At 73.2% G+C, this 15,969-nt stretch carries 9 protein-coding genes and 1 pseudogene; all 10 read right to left on the bottom strand.

The genetic code is table 11. The annotated features are described in order from the left end of the window. Positions 1–52 precede the first annotated feature (52 nt). Positions 53–1,087 (bottom strand): ABC transporter ATP-binding protein, encoded by a 1,035-nt coding sequence (locus ACWD3C_RS13405; RefSeq protein WP_451143275.1) that lies wholly within the window; start codon positions 1,085–1,087, stop codon positions 53–55. 419 nt (positions 1,088–1,506) lie between these two features. Beyond that, positions 1,507–2,475 (bottom strand): annotated as a pseudogene (locus tag ACWD3C_RS13400) (ABC transporter ATP-binding protein); the annotation flags it as partial. Then, complete coding sequence (locus ACWD3C_RS13395; protein WP_451143273.1) at positions 2,472–3,407, bottom strand: ABC transporter permease; 936 nt, start codon at positions 3,405–3,407, stop codon at positions 2,472–2,474. The pseudogene ACWD3C_RS13400 and the gene ACWD3C_RS13395, both read right to left, overlap by 4 nt. After that, positions 3,404–4,471, bottom strand: a complete 1,068-nt coding sequence (locus ACWD3C_RS13390; RefSeq protein WP_451143271.1) for an ABC transporter permease — start codon at positions 4,469–4,471, stop codon at positions 3,404–3,406. Before ACWD3C_RS13390 ends, ACWD3C_RS13395 begins: the two co-directional genes overlap by 4 nt. Before the next feature lie 30 nt (positions 4,472–4,501). Continuing rightward, positions 4,502–6,379: an ABC transporter substrate-binding protein gene (locus ACWD3C_RS13385; protein WP_451143269.1), complete on the bottom strand. Its 1,878-nt coding sequence runs from the start codon at positions 6,377–6,379 to the stop codon at positions 4,502–4,504. Positions 6,380–6,620: 241 nt separating this feature from the next. Continuing rightward, on the bottom strand, positions 6,621–7,910 hold the full coding sequence (locus tag ACWD3C_RS13380; protein ID WP_451143267.1) for an MFS transporter: 1,290 nt from the start codon (positions 7,908–7,910) through the stop codon (positions 6,621–6,623). Next, a complete protein-coding gene (locus ACWD3C_RS13375; RefSeq protein WP_451143265.1) occupies positions 7,907–8,560 on the bottom strand; it encodes a helix-turn-helix domain-containing protein in 654 nt (217 codons plus the stop codon). Before ACWD3C_RS13375 ends, ACWD3C_RS13380 begins: the two co-directional genes overlap by 4 nt. An 86-nt stretch (positions 8,561–8,646) precedes the next feature. Then, a complete protein-coding gene (locus ACWD3C_RS13370) occupies positions 8,647–9,621 on the bottom strand; it encodes an ATP-binding cassette domain-containing protein (protein ID WP_451143263.1) in 975 nt (324 codons plus the stop codon). A gap of 158 nt (positions 9,622–9,779) precedes the next feature. Continuing rightward, complete coding sequence (locus ACWD3C_RS13365; protein ID WP_451143261.1) at positions 9,780–12,557, bottom strand: FtsX-like permease family protein; 2,778 nt, start codon at positions 12,555–12,557, stop codon at positions 9,780–9,782. 1 nt (position 12,558) lies between these two features. Then, a complete protein-coding gene (locus ACWD3C_RS13360) occupies positions 12,559–15,876 on the bottom strand; it encodes an FtsX-like permease family protein (protein ID WP_451143259.1) in 3,318 nt (1,105 codons plus the stop codon). Positions 15,877–15,969: the final 93 nt, after the last annotated feature.

Here is a 15,969-nt window from a genome sequence, read left to right as displayed (position 1 = left end):
TTGCCTCCTCTCGGGATCAGGCCCGGAACTGCACTGGCAGGTCGCCAGGTCGTTATCGGGGAGCCGCTCTGCCCTGTGCCCAGTGACATGCCACCTGTGCCGCACCGCCTCCACCGAGGACCTTCAGCTCCCGGCCCCGACACGCGTCCGCGACGCCGGCCCGCTCGGCCTCTCCGCTCGCCAGGATCTGGCAGCGGGCGTGGAAACGGCAGCCGGACGGGATACGAGACGGGTCCGGGGGTTCGCCGGCCAGGACGACCGGGTCTCCGGGGGCCTCGGGGAGGACAGACAGGAGAGCCTGGGTGTAGGGATGCCGAGGTGAGGTCAGGACCTGTTCCACCTGGCCCGTCTCCACGATGCGGCCCAGGTACATGACCGCGACACGGTCGGCGATGTTCCAGGCCAGCCCCAGATCATGGGTCACCACCAGTGCGGACAGGCCGAGTTCCGTGCGCAGCCGCAGAAGCAGGGCCAGGATCTCGCCGCGTACGGAGGCGTCGAGGGACGCCACCGGCTCGTCGGCGACGATCAGTTCGGGCTCCAGGACCAGCGCGCCCGCGATGACGACGCGTTGCCGCTGGCCGCCGGAGAGCTCGTGCGGATAGCGCAGGAAGAACCGCTCGGGCGGCCTGAGGCCGGCCCGGGAGAGGGCCTGAGTCACAGCCGCTCGCTCATCTCCCTGGTACCTGTGGATGCGCAGCCCTTCGGCCACCGCGTCGTACACCGTGTGCCGTGGGTTGAGTGAACCCGTCGGGTCCTGCAGAACGAGTTGGACGCGCTTGCGGAACGCCTTCAGAGCACGCGAGGAGTAGTCGAGCGGCTTGCCGTCGAAGGTGACGCGGCCCTCGTTCGGCAAGGCGAGGCCGAGCAGCGAGCGGCTCAGCGTTGTCTTGCCGCATCCCGACTCGCCGACCAGGGCCACGATCTCGCCACGGTGGACGTCGAGATCGACACCGTCGACGGCACGGGCCCGAGGAGCGCCACGCCGACCGGAAAAGGTGACGTGCAGTCCCTCGGCGCTGAGCAGCGGTGGGGTGGTGAAGCGGGAGGCAGGGGGCTCCGCAGGGGACTCCGGCGTGATCGTCATGGTGTGTCGCTCCTCACGTCGTCCGCCGCACCCGCTGCCGCGTCGGGCGCGTCCGCGGTGGGCCGCGACGACTGAACAGCCCCGTCATCCGCAGTCGGTCGAGGCGACTGAACAGCCTCGTCGTCCGTAGTCGGCCCGGCTGGTCGAAGAGTCTCGTCGTCCGCGGGACGCACCGGCCCGACCGTCTCGGACCGCACCAGCCCGGCCGTCTCGCCGGGATGCGGCACGTCCGGCCCTCGCCTGGCATCGGGGGCCTTGTCGGCAGGCTCCGTGCCCCCCGGCGCCCTGTCCACCGATGCCGCGTCGTCCCCCGGCGCCCTGTCCACCGGGGCTGTGGTCGCCGCGCCCGTCGGCGCCCCGTCCGCCACCGGCGCCCTGCTCACCGGGCCGGCGGTCAACGCGTCCGTCGCCGCTCGCCCGGCCTCGGCCGCCTGTCGCGGGGCCTCGACATGTACGCAGGCCGCCCTCCGCCCCGCCCCCGCCTCCCGCAGCGCCTGGTCCTCCCCGGCGCACGAGTCCAGTGCGACCGGGCAGCGCGGGTGGAAGGCGCAGCCGGGCGGCAGGTCGGCCGGGTCCGGTGGGTCACCCGGCAGGCCCCGAGGCGCGAACCGGGACGCGGGGTCACCGATCCGTGGAAACGCCGCCGACAGCGCCTTCGCGTACGGATGACGGGCGTCTTCGTACACCTGCCGGGCGGCGCCCTCCTCGACGATCCGGCCCGCGTACATCACCGCCAGCCGGTCGCAGGTGTCGGCCAACACCGCCAGGTCGTGGCTGATCATGACGAGGCCGAGATCCTGCTCGGCGACGAGCCGTTCGAGGAGGCGGAGGATCTGGGCCTGGATCATCACGTCCAGTGCTGTGGTCGGTTCGTCGGCGATGATCAGGCGGGGGTCGCAGGCCAGTGCCATCGCGATCATGACGCGTTGGCGCTGGCCGCCGGAGAGCTCGTGCGGATACGCGTCCGCGTGCACCGCCAAAAGCCCCACGTGCTCCAGGAGTTCGCGGGTCTTCTGCTTCGCGCCCGTCGCGGTCGCTTTCCGGTGCAGCAGGATCGGCTCGGCGATCTGGTCGCCGATGCGGTGCACGGGGTTGAGCGAGTGCATCGCGCCCTGGAAGACGATGGAGGCCCCGGCCCAGCGCACGGCCCGCACCCGGCCCCAGTTCATCCTCAGGACGTCCTCTCCGTCGAGGAGGATCTCGCCGGTGATCCGCGTTCCCGACGGCAGCAGCCGCAGCAGTGCCAGCGCCAGCGTGGACTTGCCGCAGCCGGACTCACCAGCGAGGCCGAGCTTCTGCCCCGCCGCGAGGGACAGGTCGACACCGCGGACCGCGGACGCCCCGTCGGCGTACGTCACCTCCAGGTTCCTGACATCGAGAAGGCTCAACGGGGTGCTCCCAGCCGGGGGTTGAGGACGGACTCGACCGCGCGCCCGCACAGGGTGAAGGCGAGGGCGACGACGGCGATGGCGATGCCCGGTGGCACCAGGTACCACCAACCGCCCGAGCTGACCGCGCCCGCCTCTCGCGCGTCCTGCAGCAGACCGCCCCACGACACGACCGTCGGGTCACCGAGCCCGAGGAACGCGAGCGTCGCCTCGGCGAGGATGGCCGTGGAGACGATGAGGGTCGTCTGGGCCAGCACCAGCGGCATGACATTGGGCAGGACATGGCGGGACATGATGTGCCAGTGGCCGCCGCCGAGGGCCTTCGCGCGTTCGATGTACGGCCGTGACTCCACCGCCAGGGTCTGCGCGCGCACCAGCCTTGCCGTCGTCGGCCAGGTCGTGACGCCGATGGCGAGGATGACCGTGCCGAGCGAGCGGGACATCACGGTCGCGAGCGCGATGGCGAGCACCAGTGTCGGCATGACCAGGAACCAGTCCGTGATCCGCATCATCACCGTGGCGTACCAGCCGCGGAAGTGCCCGGCGGTGATCCCGATCAGCGCACCGATCCCGACGGACAGCACGGCGGCGAGCAGCCCGACGAGCAACGAGACCCGCGAGCCCCAGACGACCAGCGCGAGCAGGTTGCGGCCGAACCGGTCGGTGCCCAGGGGGAATTCGGCGCTCGGACTCTCCATGGGCCTGCCGGGTGCGTCGGTCACGTTCTGCACGGCGGAGCCGACGGTCAGCGGCGCGGTGAGTGCGACCAGCGTGAAGAGGCTGAGGGCGGCGAGGCCGAAGAGGCCGGCGCGGTGGGTACGGTACCGCCTCCAGAATCGCGCGGCGGAGTGGCGCCGCCGTTGCCGGGCGAGAGCGCGGGCGCTCTTCGGGGCGGACGGGTCCTTCGGTTCGGCCGTCGTATCGGTCGTCATCGGCCCACCCGGGGGTCGAGCAGCGGATAGATCAGATCGGCGATTGTGTTCATCACGATCACCGCCGACGCGAAGACGAAGAACAGCCCCTGGACAAGCGGCAGATCGGGCACGCTGAGCGCCTGGTAGAAGAGCCCGCCGAGGCCCGGCCAGGAGAAGACCGTCTCGACGAGGATCACACCCGCGACAGTCCGTCCCAGGTTGATGAAGATCAGTGTCACGGTCGGCAGCAGCGCGTTGGGCACCGCATGGCGGCGGCGCACGAGGGCGTCCCGTAGGCCCTTGGCCCGCGCGGTCGTCAGGTAGTCGCTGCCCTTCTCGTCGAGCAGCGCCGAGCGGGCGACCAGCAGCGTCTGCCCGTACTCGACGGCGACCAGCGTGACCACGGGAAGTACGAGGTGGTGAGCGACGTCGAGAACGTACGCGATGCCCTCCTCTCCCCCCGACTCCATGCCGCCGGTCGGGAAGAGTCCGGGGATCGGGCCCATGCCCACGGAGAAGACGATGATGAGCAGCAGCCCCAGCCAGAACGACGGGATCGAGTAAAGGACCAGTGCCAGCCCCGTGTTCAGCCTGTCGCCCGGCCCGCCGTGCCGCCACCCCGAACGCGTGCCGAGAAACATGCCGATCCCCGTGTAGAGGACGAAGGCGGTGCCGGTGAGAAGCAGTGTGTTCGGCAGCGCCTCGGTGATCTTGTCGACGACGGGCACCCTGAACTGGTACGAGGTGCCGAGCTCTCCGGTGAGGGCCTTGCCGCAGTAGTCCGCGAACTGCTGCCACAGCGGCAGATCGAGGCCGAACTCACGTCGGTAGGCGGCGAGTTGCTCGGCCGACACCTGGCGGCCGCCGGTCAGGTACTTCACCGGGTCGCCGGGGATCAGCCGGAAGAGGAAGAAGCTGGTGACGAGGACGGCGAGGAGTGAGACGGCCGCGCCGACCAGCTTTCCCGCCGCATGGCGCAGATACGCGGACCCGGTGCGCGCACGGGGCCCTCGGACCGGCGGTCCGGCCTGGGGCGGACCGCCGGTCTTATCGGCCTGCGGGGATGCTGCGTCAGCACTCATGGGCTGTCACCCGGCGGAAGGCTCGGGAAGCTACTCACGGTCATCGGCGGTGGCACGCCGACGCAGCGCGAGGAACCCGCCGAAGCCGGCCAGGACCACGGCACCCGCGACGACGCCGACGACGACGCCCGTCGAGCTCGAACCACCGGAGGAGTCGTCGGACTCCGCCGGAACCGCCGACCACCAGCTCCAGTAGCCGTCCTGGCCGTAGATGTTGCCCGCTGCCTCGGGCATCGTCGTGATCGACGCGATCTGATCGGTGCGGTAGGCCTCGACGGCGTTCGGGTACGCCATGACGTTCATGTAGCCCGTGTCGTACAGCCGCGACTGCATCCGCTTGACGATGTCCGCCCGCCTGTCGGGGTCGTACTCGGCGAGTTGCTGCTCGTAGAGCTCGTCGTACTTCTTGTCGCAGATGAAGTTGTCGGTCGCACCGATGTCCTCGGGCGTGGCCGGAAGCACGGCGCAGGTGTGGATGGACAGGACGAAGTCCGGGTCGGGGTTGACGGACCAGCCGTCGAAGGCGAGGTCGTACTCGCCCGCGAGCCAGGGATCGGTCACGTTGTCCAGGCAGTTCAGGGTGACGCCGATGCCGAGCTCGCCCCACCACTCCTTCAGGTACTGGCCGATCGCCTTGTCGTTGGGGTCGGTGGCGTGGCACAGGATGCGGTAGTTGATCGGCTCGCCGTTCTTCTCGACGCGCCGGCCGTCGCTGTTCTTCTCGTAGCCCGCCTCGTCGAGCAGCCGCTCCGCCTCCGCCAGGTCGTACGCGAGTTCCTGGCTCGCCGCCGGCTTCCAGAAGTACGCCGAGAAACGCGGGGGGATATAGCCCTGGCCCTCGACCGCGTGGTCCTGGAAGACCCGGTCGATGATGGTCTTGCGGTCGACCGCCCTGAAGAGCGCCTGCCGGACCTCCTCGCTGCGCAGGGACTCGGCGCCGTCACCGAAGCTCGTGCCGTCCTTGGCCCGGGCACCCGGGTTGACCGCGAGGGCGTAGAAGCGGCGGCCAGGGGCGTCGTTGACCTTGATGTTCCCGTCGCTTTCGAGGGCCGCTGCCTGAGCGGGCGTCAGACCTGATACGAACGAGACCTCGCCCTTCTGGAGGGCCGCGACGGCCGCGTCACCGTCCTTGTAGTACTTGAAGACCAGCTCGTCGAATTTCGGAGCCCCACGCCAGAAGCCCTTGTTGGGCTTGAGGCGTACGTAACTGTCGGCCTTGTAGTCAGTGAGGACGAACGGCCCGTTGCCGACGATCGGGAAGTTCGTGTCGTTGTGGAACTTCGAGAAGTCCCCGACCTTTTCCCAGATGTGCTTGGGCACGATCGGCACGTCGAGGGCGGTCATCGTGGCCTGTGGTTTCTTCAGCTCGATGACGAGCTCGGTGGGGCTGGGGGCGGTGACCTTCCGGAAGTTGGTGACGAAGCTGCCGTTCCCGGTCGCGGCACCCTCGTCGGTCATCATCTTGTTGAAGGTCCAGGCCGCGTCCTCGGCGGTGGCCTGCGTGCCGTCCGACCACGTGGAGTCGGAGCGGATCGTGTAGGTCCACGTGAGCTTGTCGGCGGATGCCGTCCACTTGGTGGCCAGGCCCGGGATCGTACGGTTGTCCACCGGGTCGTAGCTCGTCAGGAACTCGTACATGAGGCGATGGATGCTCGTACTGACCAGGCGCGTCGCCAGGAACGGGCTGAGTGAGTCGACGCTCTGCGCGACCGCGACAGTGAGGACGTTCCTGCCGTCCTTGGCCTCCGCCTGCCGCGGCACCGGGTTGATCGGGGTCGCGAGCCCCGCCGTGAGGACGAGGGCGGCGGCGATTGCGGATGTGAGGAGCCGGAGGGCGCGTCCCCTGCGTTCCCTCCGGAGGTGGCGGAGTCCTCTGCCGTGCTGATCGTGCCGATCGTGGGGGTTCATGGGTCGGTGACCTCGCGTCATCGCTCGCACAGGGGTGGCTGGTGGCTGTGGTGGGGGTTGATCAGGTGACGGCTATGGGGCTGCTGCGTGTCTATCAGCGCGGGTTTGCGCGCGTCAACGGCGTGTGATGGCCATGTGACCTGCGGAGGAGGCACGTTGGTGCATGGTGCGTTGCCCACCGGACTCCTCACCGTCGGGGCGAGTGGTCAGCGGTACGCCCGTGCCGGAGGCCGAGGCGGCGTCATCCGGGATCGCGGGGGCCGTTGCGTCGCGTCCACAGGAGGGTTCCCGCCAGGAGTACGGCGGCGCCCAACAGCCAGGGCAGCGGACCTGGTCGCACAGCGCCGACGACCAGGCCGGTCAGAGCGCCCACCAGTTGCAGGGCGAGGGACTTGACGGACAGTGCCGTGGCGCGGCCCGAAGCGGTAACGCGGCGGTGTAGAAGGGCATTCATGTTCGGCCCCGCCGCGCCGAGTCCGACGTAGACCAGGCCGTAACCGAGCACGGCGAGGGCCGTGGGGACCGTGCTCGTGAGGCCTGCGGTGGTGCCGAGCAGGGCCATCCCGGTGACCATGATGCCGAAACCGGCCAGAACCGCGCGCTCACCGCTGCCCGCGACGCGGGCGGCGAGCGGTGCGAAGTGGCTGCCGATGCCGGCGCAGACGAAGCCCGCGCAGGCGAGTCCGGCGTACAGCACCGCGCCCGACTCGGACGCACCGGTCAGGGCCGCGGCCCGGCGGGGTGTGAGCAGCTCGATCGCGCCGAGGGCGCCACCGATGGCCCCGGCGCTGAGGAACACACGGGCGACGAGCCCGTCACGTACTCCCAGCCGCAGTCCGCCCACGACGGTGACGGGGATGGAGCGCAGCACACCGCGCAGGGTGGTCTTCGGCCGGGGCGGCTCACGCAGTGCGGTCAGGACACGGAGCACGAAGGCGATCTGGATGGCGGCGCCCAGCAGCAGGGGGACGGAGAGCGGCAGCACCGTCCCGGAGGTCGCCTCGCGCAGCCGGGCGCCGATGTCGGGGCCCAGTCCGAGCAGCCAGGGCAGGGCACCGCCGAGCAGGGTGCCGGTCGCGAGCGCGGCGGAGGTCGCGGAGGAGCCCCGGGCCAGGCCCGTCCGCAGGTCGGCGTCGGGGCCGGAGTGGCGCTGGACGGTGTCGACGTACCAGGCCTCGGCGGGTCCGCTGGACAGGGCTCGGCCCGTGCCCATGAGGACCAGGCCGAGGGTGAGGACCCAGGCGGTCGTGCCCAGGCCGACGAGGGTCAGGGCGGTCAGGTTCAGCAGGCCTGCGGCGGCCAGGACGGTACGGCGTCCGATGACGTCGGACAGTCCTCCGGTGGGCAGTTCCAGCACGGCCACGGTCAGGGAGTACGCGGCGAAGAGGCCCGCGATGGCTGCCAGGGTCATGCCGCGTTCGGTGAGCAGCAGGACCTGGGGAGCGACGTACAGGCCCACGGGGAACCAGGAGAGCGCGCAGACCGTGACGTAGTGGCGGCGGGCGGTCCGCAGGTACGGCGGCTCCGTCACGAGGTGCTCTCGCCCTCGCCCTCCGCCTTCGCCTCTGTGGAGGCGGAGGGCTCCTGTGCGAGGTGTTCGAGGTGCGCGAGGGGCAACCCGGCGGTGAGGAGCACGACTTGGGCGGCGCGCGGGTCCCCCGCGTCGCGGGCGGTCAACTCCTTGAGCTTCCGGCCGAACGTCTCCCAGAGTTCGGTCAGCGACTCGGGGGTCAGCCTGGGCATGAGGTCACTGATCCCGGACGGCTCCAGCCACTCCCCGCCCAGCCGTCCGGCGTCGATGTCCGCTTCATGCCGGGCGACGGACACCTCCAGGTGCTCGATCTGGCGCCTGCGCGACAGGCTGACGAAGGCCCGGCCGCCCTCCGAAGCCCTCATCGCCTCGTTGCTCCAGGAGGTCACGGTGTGCACCGCCTGCCAGCGGCGCTCCCGCCCGTCGCGGTGCTCGGCCTCGGCGACGAACGCGTACTTCGCCAGGACGCGCAGGTGATAACTGGTGGACGCCGATGACTCACCGGTCCTGACGGCGAGTTCACTCGCGGTGGCTGGGCCGTGCTGCCGCAGCAGCCCCAGCAGCCGAATACGCAGGGGGTGAGTCAGGGCCTTCAGAGCCGCCGTGTCCTGCTCCGGGTCGAGTACGCGCTTGTGTTCCTCACTGACCATGATCAGGAGGGTAGGCAGCCCGGGCGACTTTCCACAATATTTTTTGCAAAACTATTTTGGCGAACGTGCCGACGTGCCGGCCCCGCTCAGGAGACGTGATCGTCGGGCCGCACCGTGATGTGGTCCGGCTCCAGTTCCAGCAGGACGCGCTCGCGGATGTCGAGCGCCTCGGTGAAGTCGCGCGGCAGCTGCAGGCGCCCTGCGCGGTCGACCGTCGCGTACTCGCGGGCCGTGGTCGTGGTGCGTCCCTGGTCGTCGGTGGTGGTGCGGCGCAGGACCTCCGAGGCGGTGCGGCCGTCCCGGATGGCGACGGTGCGCCGGACCGCGGAGGCGACGGCGGTGTCGTGGGTGACCAGGACGACCGTCGTGCCGAGTTCCTCGTTGATCGTGCGGAAGGCGGCCAGGACCTGCTCGCCGGTGGCGGAGTCGAGCTGGCCAGTGGGCTCGTCGGCGAGGACGAGAGCCGGGTGGTTGGCCAGGGCCACGGAGATGGCGGTGCGCTGCTGCTCGCCACCGGACATCTGGTGCGGGCGCCGGTCGCGGCAGTGGGCCACGCCGGTCATCTCCAGCAGCTCCGCGGTACGGGCGGCGCGCCGCCGCCTGCCTCTGACGCCGCCGAGGCGCATGGGCAGCGCCACGTTCTGGGCGGCCGTGAGGTAGGGCAGCAGATTGCGTGCCGTCTGCTGCCAGACGAAGCCCACCACTTCGCGCTGGTAGCGCAGCCGGGACCGGCTGTCCAGGGCCAGCAGGTCGAAGCCCGCGACCGTGGCGCCGCCCGCGGTGGGGACGTCGAGGCCCGCGAGGATGTTCAGCAGGGTGGACTTGCCGCTGCCCGAAGCGCCGACCAGGGCCATCAGTTCGCCCTGCGCGACCAGCAGGTCCAGCCCCTGCAGTGCCTGCACCTCCACACCCTGCGCGGTGAAGACGCGTACCAGGCGGTCGCACACGATCAGCGCGTCGTGGCCGTGGACGGGGCGCTCCCGCTGCCGCGCGACGCGCCGCTCCAGGTCCACGAGCGTGACCGCGTCCTGGGCCCCATCCGGACCCACATCCCGCGCCACGTCCCCGACCCCATCCCGACCCACATCCCGCGCCACGTCCCCGACCCCATCCCGACCCACATCCCGCGCCACGTCCCCGACCCCATCCCGACCCACATCCCGCGCCACGTCCCCGACCCCATCCCGACCCACATCCCGCGCCACGGAGGTCTGTTCCGTCATGTCTGGTCCCCCATCCTCAGGTTCGCGCCTTCGCCGCGCCGTCCGGTCAGCCACACCTGGGCCGCGAGCACGGCGCACGCCACGGTCACCAGTCCCACCGAGGGCAGGACGAGAGCGACCGGGTCGGTGTCCAGCACCGGAGCCGGCGCGTCGGCCGGCGGCCGGCCGGTGAAGGTCAGCACGGTCAGGTCCACTCCGGGCCGCAGCAGCGGGACCACGGCGAGACCTGTGAGCATTCCGCCGACCGCGCCGAGCAGAACCTGTGGCAGCACCTCGATCACGGCCAGCCACTGGCGCTGCCGCCGTCGCATTCCCATGGTGCGCAACCGGGCCAGCGTGGTCCGGCGCTGTGGTGCGCTCTGCAGCAGGGAGAGCAGCAGGGCCAGGGCGCAGTAGCCGCCGCCGGCCACGACCACCGCCAGATACACCCGCTGGGCGCCGGACTGCAGAGCCGTGCCCTTCAGGGCCTGGCGCTCCTGTGACCGCAGGTACACGGTCAGCCCGGCCGACGCCTGCTGGGCGGCGGCGCGCAGGGACTCGCCGTCGACGCCGTCACCGGTCACGTAGAGCGCGGTGGGGTCCAGCGAGGTGGTGGTGCGCAGCAGGTCGGGACGGGTGCGTGCCACGGCGTGCGTCGACACGACGACGAAGTTCCGGCCCGGGGCCGCGGCGGCGGCGTCCCGTGTCGCCGCGGCCCGGACGTCGAGGAGACCGGAGACCGTCCGCAGGGTGTGCGGGGCACGGCCGAACTCCTCGGCCAGGCGTGGGGACACCACCGCGGCGAGCGCGCCCGCGTCGCGGTCGTCGTCCAGCGCCGCCGCTGGGAAGCGGTCGTCCACGCCCGTCGCCGCGGCGAGCCGCGCATAGGACGCGGGGTCGACCATGAGCAGGTCGAACGCGGTCCCGCCCTGCTCCACACGAAGGTCGGGTTCGATACGGACGGCCGCCACGTCGCGCACGCCGCCGAGGCGCCGGACACGCTCCGCGAGACCGGACGGCACGGTGGTCGGCGCCTGGATGCGCGCGTCCGCGCCGACGGCCAGGAGGGCCGCCCGGTCCCGCCCCTCGGCCACGCCGGACAGGACCGCACCGCCGAACGAGGTCACGGTGAGGGCCACCAGGACCGCGAGCAACGGCAGCGTGGCCGTGACCGGAGCGCGGCCGGCCCGCGCCACGCCCAGGGGGAGGACCGCGCCCCTGAGACGGGCCGCGGGGCGGGCGAGCAGCCGCAGCGGCAGCGGGTACAGCCGGAGCAGCAGTACGGCGGCGACCAGCGCGACGAGCACGGGAGCGGCCGCGATGAGCGGGTCGAGGCCGCCGTCCGCCGTGCCACGTCGGCGCAGCGCCGGCACGGCGCCGGTGACGACGAGGACGACGGTCAGCTCGGCCACGGTGCGGCGCCGCGAGGGGCGGGCGCGTACGAGGTCCTCCGGCTCGCCCGGCCGCAAGGTGCGGGCCGACAGCAGGGCACGTACGGGCAGGGCCAGCGATGCGACGACCGCGACCGCGACCGCCGCCCACACGGCGGCCGCGGAGCGCTGCGTGGGGACCAGCAGCAGGGCGAGGAGCAGCCCCGCCGCCGCGGCGGGCACGGCCGTGACGGCGCTCTCGCCGAGCAGACGCGCCGCCAGGCCGCGCAGGCTCGCGCCCCGGGCGCGCAGCAGCACCAGCTCCGTGCGCCGCCGGGCGACGGCCAGTTCCGCGGCCATGAGCAGCACGATGACCGCGACCGTGCCGACGCCGGCCGCCGCGACCGTGATCAGCGGTGCGACGGCCGCCCGTTCCCGGGCGAACGGTGCCACGAGGGTGGCCAGCCCCTCCTCCTCGACGGTGAGGCCGCGCAGCCCGAGCCGTTGCAGCCGCGCGGCCTCCGGGCCGCCGTTGAACGCGGCGATCCGGTCCACCAGGGCCGTCGCGGTGCGTGCGGTCAGCGCGTCGGTGTCGGCGGGGTGGTGCCAGTACGCGGTGACGCCTTCGCCCAGGTCGAGCAGGACGCCCGCGGCCCTGTCATCGACGAGGGCGGTGAAGCGCCAGTAGTACTTGGGGTTCTCGTCGGGCAGGGCGTGCAGCTTCGGCGCCCGCAACTCCGGCTCCGCGTTCCAGTAGGCGGCTTCGGGGGACCGTGGCCGGACGACGCCGGTGATCCGCAGGGTCAGCCCGGCGCCGCCCTCCTCGGCGAGGTGGACCTCGGAACCGGCGCGTATGCCCATGACGCGCGCCGTGCCCGCGGTGACGGCCGCCTCGACGCTACCGGCGGCGGAGCGGGGCCGGGGCAGGCGTCCGGCCACGACGCGCGTGTGGCGGCCCAGGTCCGGCTGGGCGACGACGGTGGCCCGGGGGTCGACGTACGGGGTCGGCCGGTCCAGATACGGATCGGTGGCGGGCACGGCCCGAGCCGTCCGTACGCCGTGGACGGCCTGCCGCTCGTCCAGCGCGAGCGGAGGCCGTACGAGGCTCTGGAACGCCTCTTCCGCCGCGGCCAGGGAAGCGGGGGTGACGTGGGCGTCGGCGTTCCGGGGGAAGGACAGCCACGACACGTCCAGCGACGCGGTGACGCTGCGCTCGGCCACCCGCGCCTCTGCCACCGTGTCGCGCAGGGCGGTGTCCTCGTGGACGTCGACCGCGCGGGGCAGGGCGGCCGCGAGGAACGCGGTGACCAGCACCAGCACCGACAGGGCCAGGGTGGCGCCCGGGGCCGCGCGCAGCCGGGTGAGTATCCAGGGGGCGTCGGCCGAGGGGGCGTCGGTGGGCCGGCGGCGCCGGAGAGCGGGCATGTCACTCGCCCCCTCGGCGGCGCAGGGCCCGGACGGGTTCACCGGCCCGCAGCGCCGTCAGCACGACCACGAGGAGCGGCACCGCCGTCACCGCGATCAGCAACTGCGCGACCGGGCCGACGGGCAGGTCGACACGGACGGGCGGGAGCGGACGGGCCGCCTGCCCGGTGAGGACGATCAACGGCACGACGAGGCGGGTGAGCACGACGCCCAGGGCCGCGCCCACGCCCACCGCGACGGCGAGGAGCAGCCCCTGCTCGACGACGGCCGCACGGGCCAGCGAGCGCCGCGAGGCACCCAGGGCGCGCAGCATCGCCCGCTCGTCCGCCCGCTCCCGGTGTGCGCCGACCACCGCGGCGGCGCAGCCCACGGCGGCCAGCACGGCCGCGGCCACCACCGCCGCCGGGAGGCCGACCTGCGGGCCCGCGCCGAGCGGGTCGGCCCGCAGGCGGGCGCGCTCCTCGTCCCGGACGAGTACGGAGCCGGCGTCGGCACGGCCGCGAAGCGTCTTAGCGACGCGGGAGACCGCGCCCGGGTCCGCGGCGAGCCACCACTCGCCGGGCTGCAGTCCCGACCGGCCGAGCTCGGCCAGGGCCCGGTTCACGGCGCGCAGGTCGAGCAGCAGGGCGCCGCCGTCGCCGGTGGCGGGCTCCACGACGGTGGGCAGGGCGCGGACGGCCGCGGTGACCCGCACGGTCAGCGTCGCGCCGCCCACGCTGACGTCGGCGGTCTGGCCCACGTCCGTACCGGTGGCGCGGAGGAAGGCGTCCGTGGCGAGCGCGGCCGGTGGCGGGACGGCGGCCGTGTCGGCCCGCAGGACGAGCTCCCCCTCGGCGGTTTCCCCGAAGAACCGGGACGACGGCGCCTGGTGCCCGGTGTCGTACGTGACGGAGAGCGGGACGGCGGCGGAGCGCTCGACCGTGGGCCGCGGGGCCTCACTGGGGGCGCCCCAGGCGGAGGTCAGCAGTCGGGCGCCCCAGGCGGAGTCGGCGGGCACCGGGACCGCGCGGGTGCGTCCGTCGGTCAGGACGGCGTCGAGCCCGGTCACGGTCAGGCGGTGTTCCTCGCCGCGCCGCGGCAGGCGGTAGTCGGCCTTGATGCCGGTCAGCCGCAGCGGGCCGGCGGGCGCCGCGCCCGCGGCCCGGCCGGTCTCGGCGGCGAAGTCCGCGGTCAGCACGTGCGGACGGCCGTCCGCGGGCAGGGCGCCCAGGGCGACGGCGTACGGGACGCCGTACCGGTCGGTGACGGTGGCGACGAGACGCGGGGTGACGGTGCCCCGGCCCAACGCGTCCGGTGGATCGAGCACCTCCAGACGTGCGGTGATCCGCAGCCGGTCCGCGTTCTCCGGCAGCACGACCCCCGCGGACCTGCCGTGCGCCTGAGCGCCGGAGTGGAGCGGCCGGAGCGACTGGCCCGGCGGGCGGTCCGCCAGGTCGTCGCGCCAGTCGAGCACCTCGGCCGCCGCCTCGGTGTCCATGGCCAGCACCGTCGCGTTGCGCTCCTGCGGCAGGAGCACCTCGGTGCGGACGGCGGGGGCGGCGGTCGTGACGCCGGGGACACCGTCGTACACCCCGCCCTGGGCGAAGGGCGGGGTGGCGGAGCCCGTCACGCGGAGGTCCGCGCCGACCGCGAAGTCGGCCTGATCGCGCTGGGAACGCGTCCAGCTGGCGCTCTCCCCCGTCACGAACACCCCCATCGCTACGGCGAACACCACCAGCAGCACCGGGCCCGCACCCCGGCCGGGCCGGCGGGCCATCTGCCAGCCGGCGAGCGCCGCCGTCAGCCCGCGGGTTCCGGCGGCCCGGCGCTCGCCGAGCCGGGCCGCGAGCGGCAGCAGCCGCAGGGCGAGCACCGCGCCCGCGCACAGGCAGAGCGCCGGCGCGGCCACCAGCACCGGGTCGACGCCCAGGGTGCCACCGGTGTCGGCCGTCAGGGCTCCGGAGCCCGAGGCGCGGCGGGACAACTGCCAGTAGGCCAGAACCGCGACCACGGCGAGCGCCACGTCGGCTCCGGCCCGTACGATCCCGGGCACCGCGTCACCGCGTCGGCCGGCGTTCCGCTCACCGGCGTACGTGCCGGAGCGGCGCAGCGCCGGAACCGCGACGGCCAGCGCGCAGACCAGCGCGGTGACCGCGGTCACCGCCCATGTTCCGGCCGGTACGCCCTCGGGCCGCAGGTCCGCCCGGGACAGGCCGCCACGGTCGGCCAGCAGCCGCAGCAGCGGGCCGGTGAGCAGGGGCGCCGCCACGACCGCGGGCAGGGCGAGCAGCAGGGCCTCGGCCGCCGCGAGCCCCGCGAGGCGGGAGCGGGAGGCGCCACGGGCGCGCAACTGCGCGGTCTCGCCCGACCGTTCCCCGGCGAGCAGCCCGGCGGCCAGGAACAGCGCGAAGGCCGCCAGGAGGACCAGCTGCAGCGCGCTGATCAGCACTGTGGACCGGCTCACCAGCAGCGTGTCGCGCAGGTCCGTCAGCAGGTCCGGTAACTCGCTGCGGGCCGTGGCGGCTCCGTCGGTCGCCCGGTCCACGTCGCGCAGCGCGCCCTGCACGCTGTCCCGCAAGCCGTCCATGCGATCCGCGGTGATGGCGGAGAAGTCGGCGCGCGCCTGCCAGGACATCTCGGCCGGGGTGACGGCCCCGGAGATGAAGGCCCGGTCGTCGGCAAGCATCGGGCCGTACGTGGTGAACGACAGCGTCCGCGTGCCCCGGCCGCCCAGCGGATCGAGCCGCCAGTACGGGGCCGCGCGGTCGACCGGCCGGTAGACGCCGGTCAGCAGTACGCGCAGCGGCCGGCCGTCGCGCCGGTCGGTGAGCGTGACCTGGTCCCCGGTGCGCAGCCCCAGCGCACGGGCGGCCTCTTCGTGCAGGGCGACGGGGACCGGGCCCTCGGCCTCGGGCGGGCCGGGACGGGTGCCCTCGGTCATCGTGACCCGCGAGGCGGCGAAGGTGGCCAGCAGCGTCAGATCGGTCTCGTCGTCACCGGAGGCGCCCCCTGGCAGGCTGTACGACCCTGGCAGGCTGTACGAAGCGGACCGGATGCTGGCGGCCATCCGCACCGGCATGCCGTCGAAGGCCGCGGGGACGGTCCTGCGAACCGCCGCGTCGAGCTCGGCGCGGTCGGCCGGTGTGACGTCGGCCTCGACCTCGACCAGCGTGCGCGCGACTGCCTGCCCCCGCAGGGCACTCCGCAGCCCGGCGTCCTCGACCGCCTCGCCGAACGCCGCGAGCAGGGCCAGTACGCACGTGGTCACCAGAACACAGAGCAGGGCGGCACTCAGCAACAGCCAGTGCGCGCGTGCGCGCCGCAGAACCCACCCCGTCAACGCTCTCCCCGTCGCCGTTCCACAGCCGGCCCCGCCCCCCTTGGCGAAGCCCCGCCCGCACTGCTGTTCGTGAGAACGAGCCACCAACCTACC

This window comes from Streptomyces sp. NPDC002845 (assembly GCF_053591955.1).
This window is presented reverse-complemented; position numbering and strand designations above follow the sequence as displayed.

Bases quoted from the DNA above. Each gene is read 5' to 3' on its own strand.
- ACWD3C_RS13375 (WP_451143265.1), bottom strand. From the start codon at position 8,560: ATGGTCAGTGAGGAACACAAGCGCGTACTCGACCCGGAGCAGGACACG.
- ACWD3C_RS13365 (WP_451143261.1), bottom strand. From the start codon at position 12,557: ATGCCCGCTCTCCGGCGCCGCCGGCCCACCGACGCCCCCTCGGCCGAC.
- ACWD3C_RS13395 (WP_451143273.1), bottom strand. From the start codon at position 3,407: ATGACGACCGATACGACGGCCGAACCGAAGGACCCGTCCGCCCCGAAG.
- ACWD3C_RS13390 (WP_451143271.1), bottom strand. From the start codon at position 4,471: ATGAGTGCTGACGCAGCATCCCCGCAGGCCGATAAGACCGGCGGTCCG.
- ACWD3C_RS13405 (WP_451143275.1), bottom strand. From the start codon at position 1,087: ATGACGATCACGCCGGAGTCCCCTGCGGAGCCCCCTGCCTCCCGCTTC.
- ACWD3C_RS13385 (WP_451143269.1), bottom strand. From the start codon at position 6,379: ATGAACCCCCACGATCGGCACGATCAGCACGGCAGAGGACTCCGCCAC.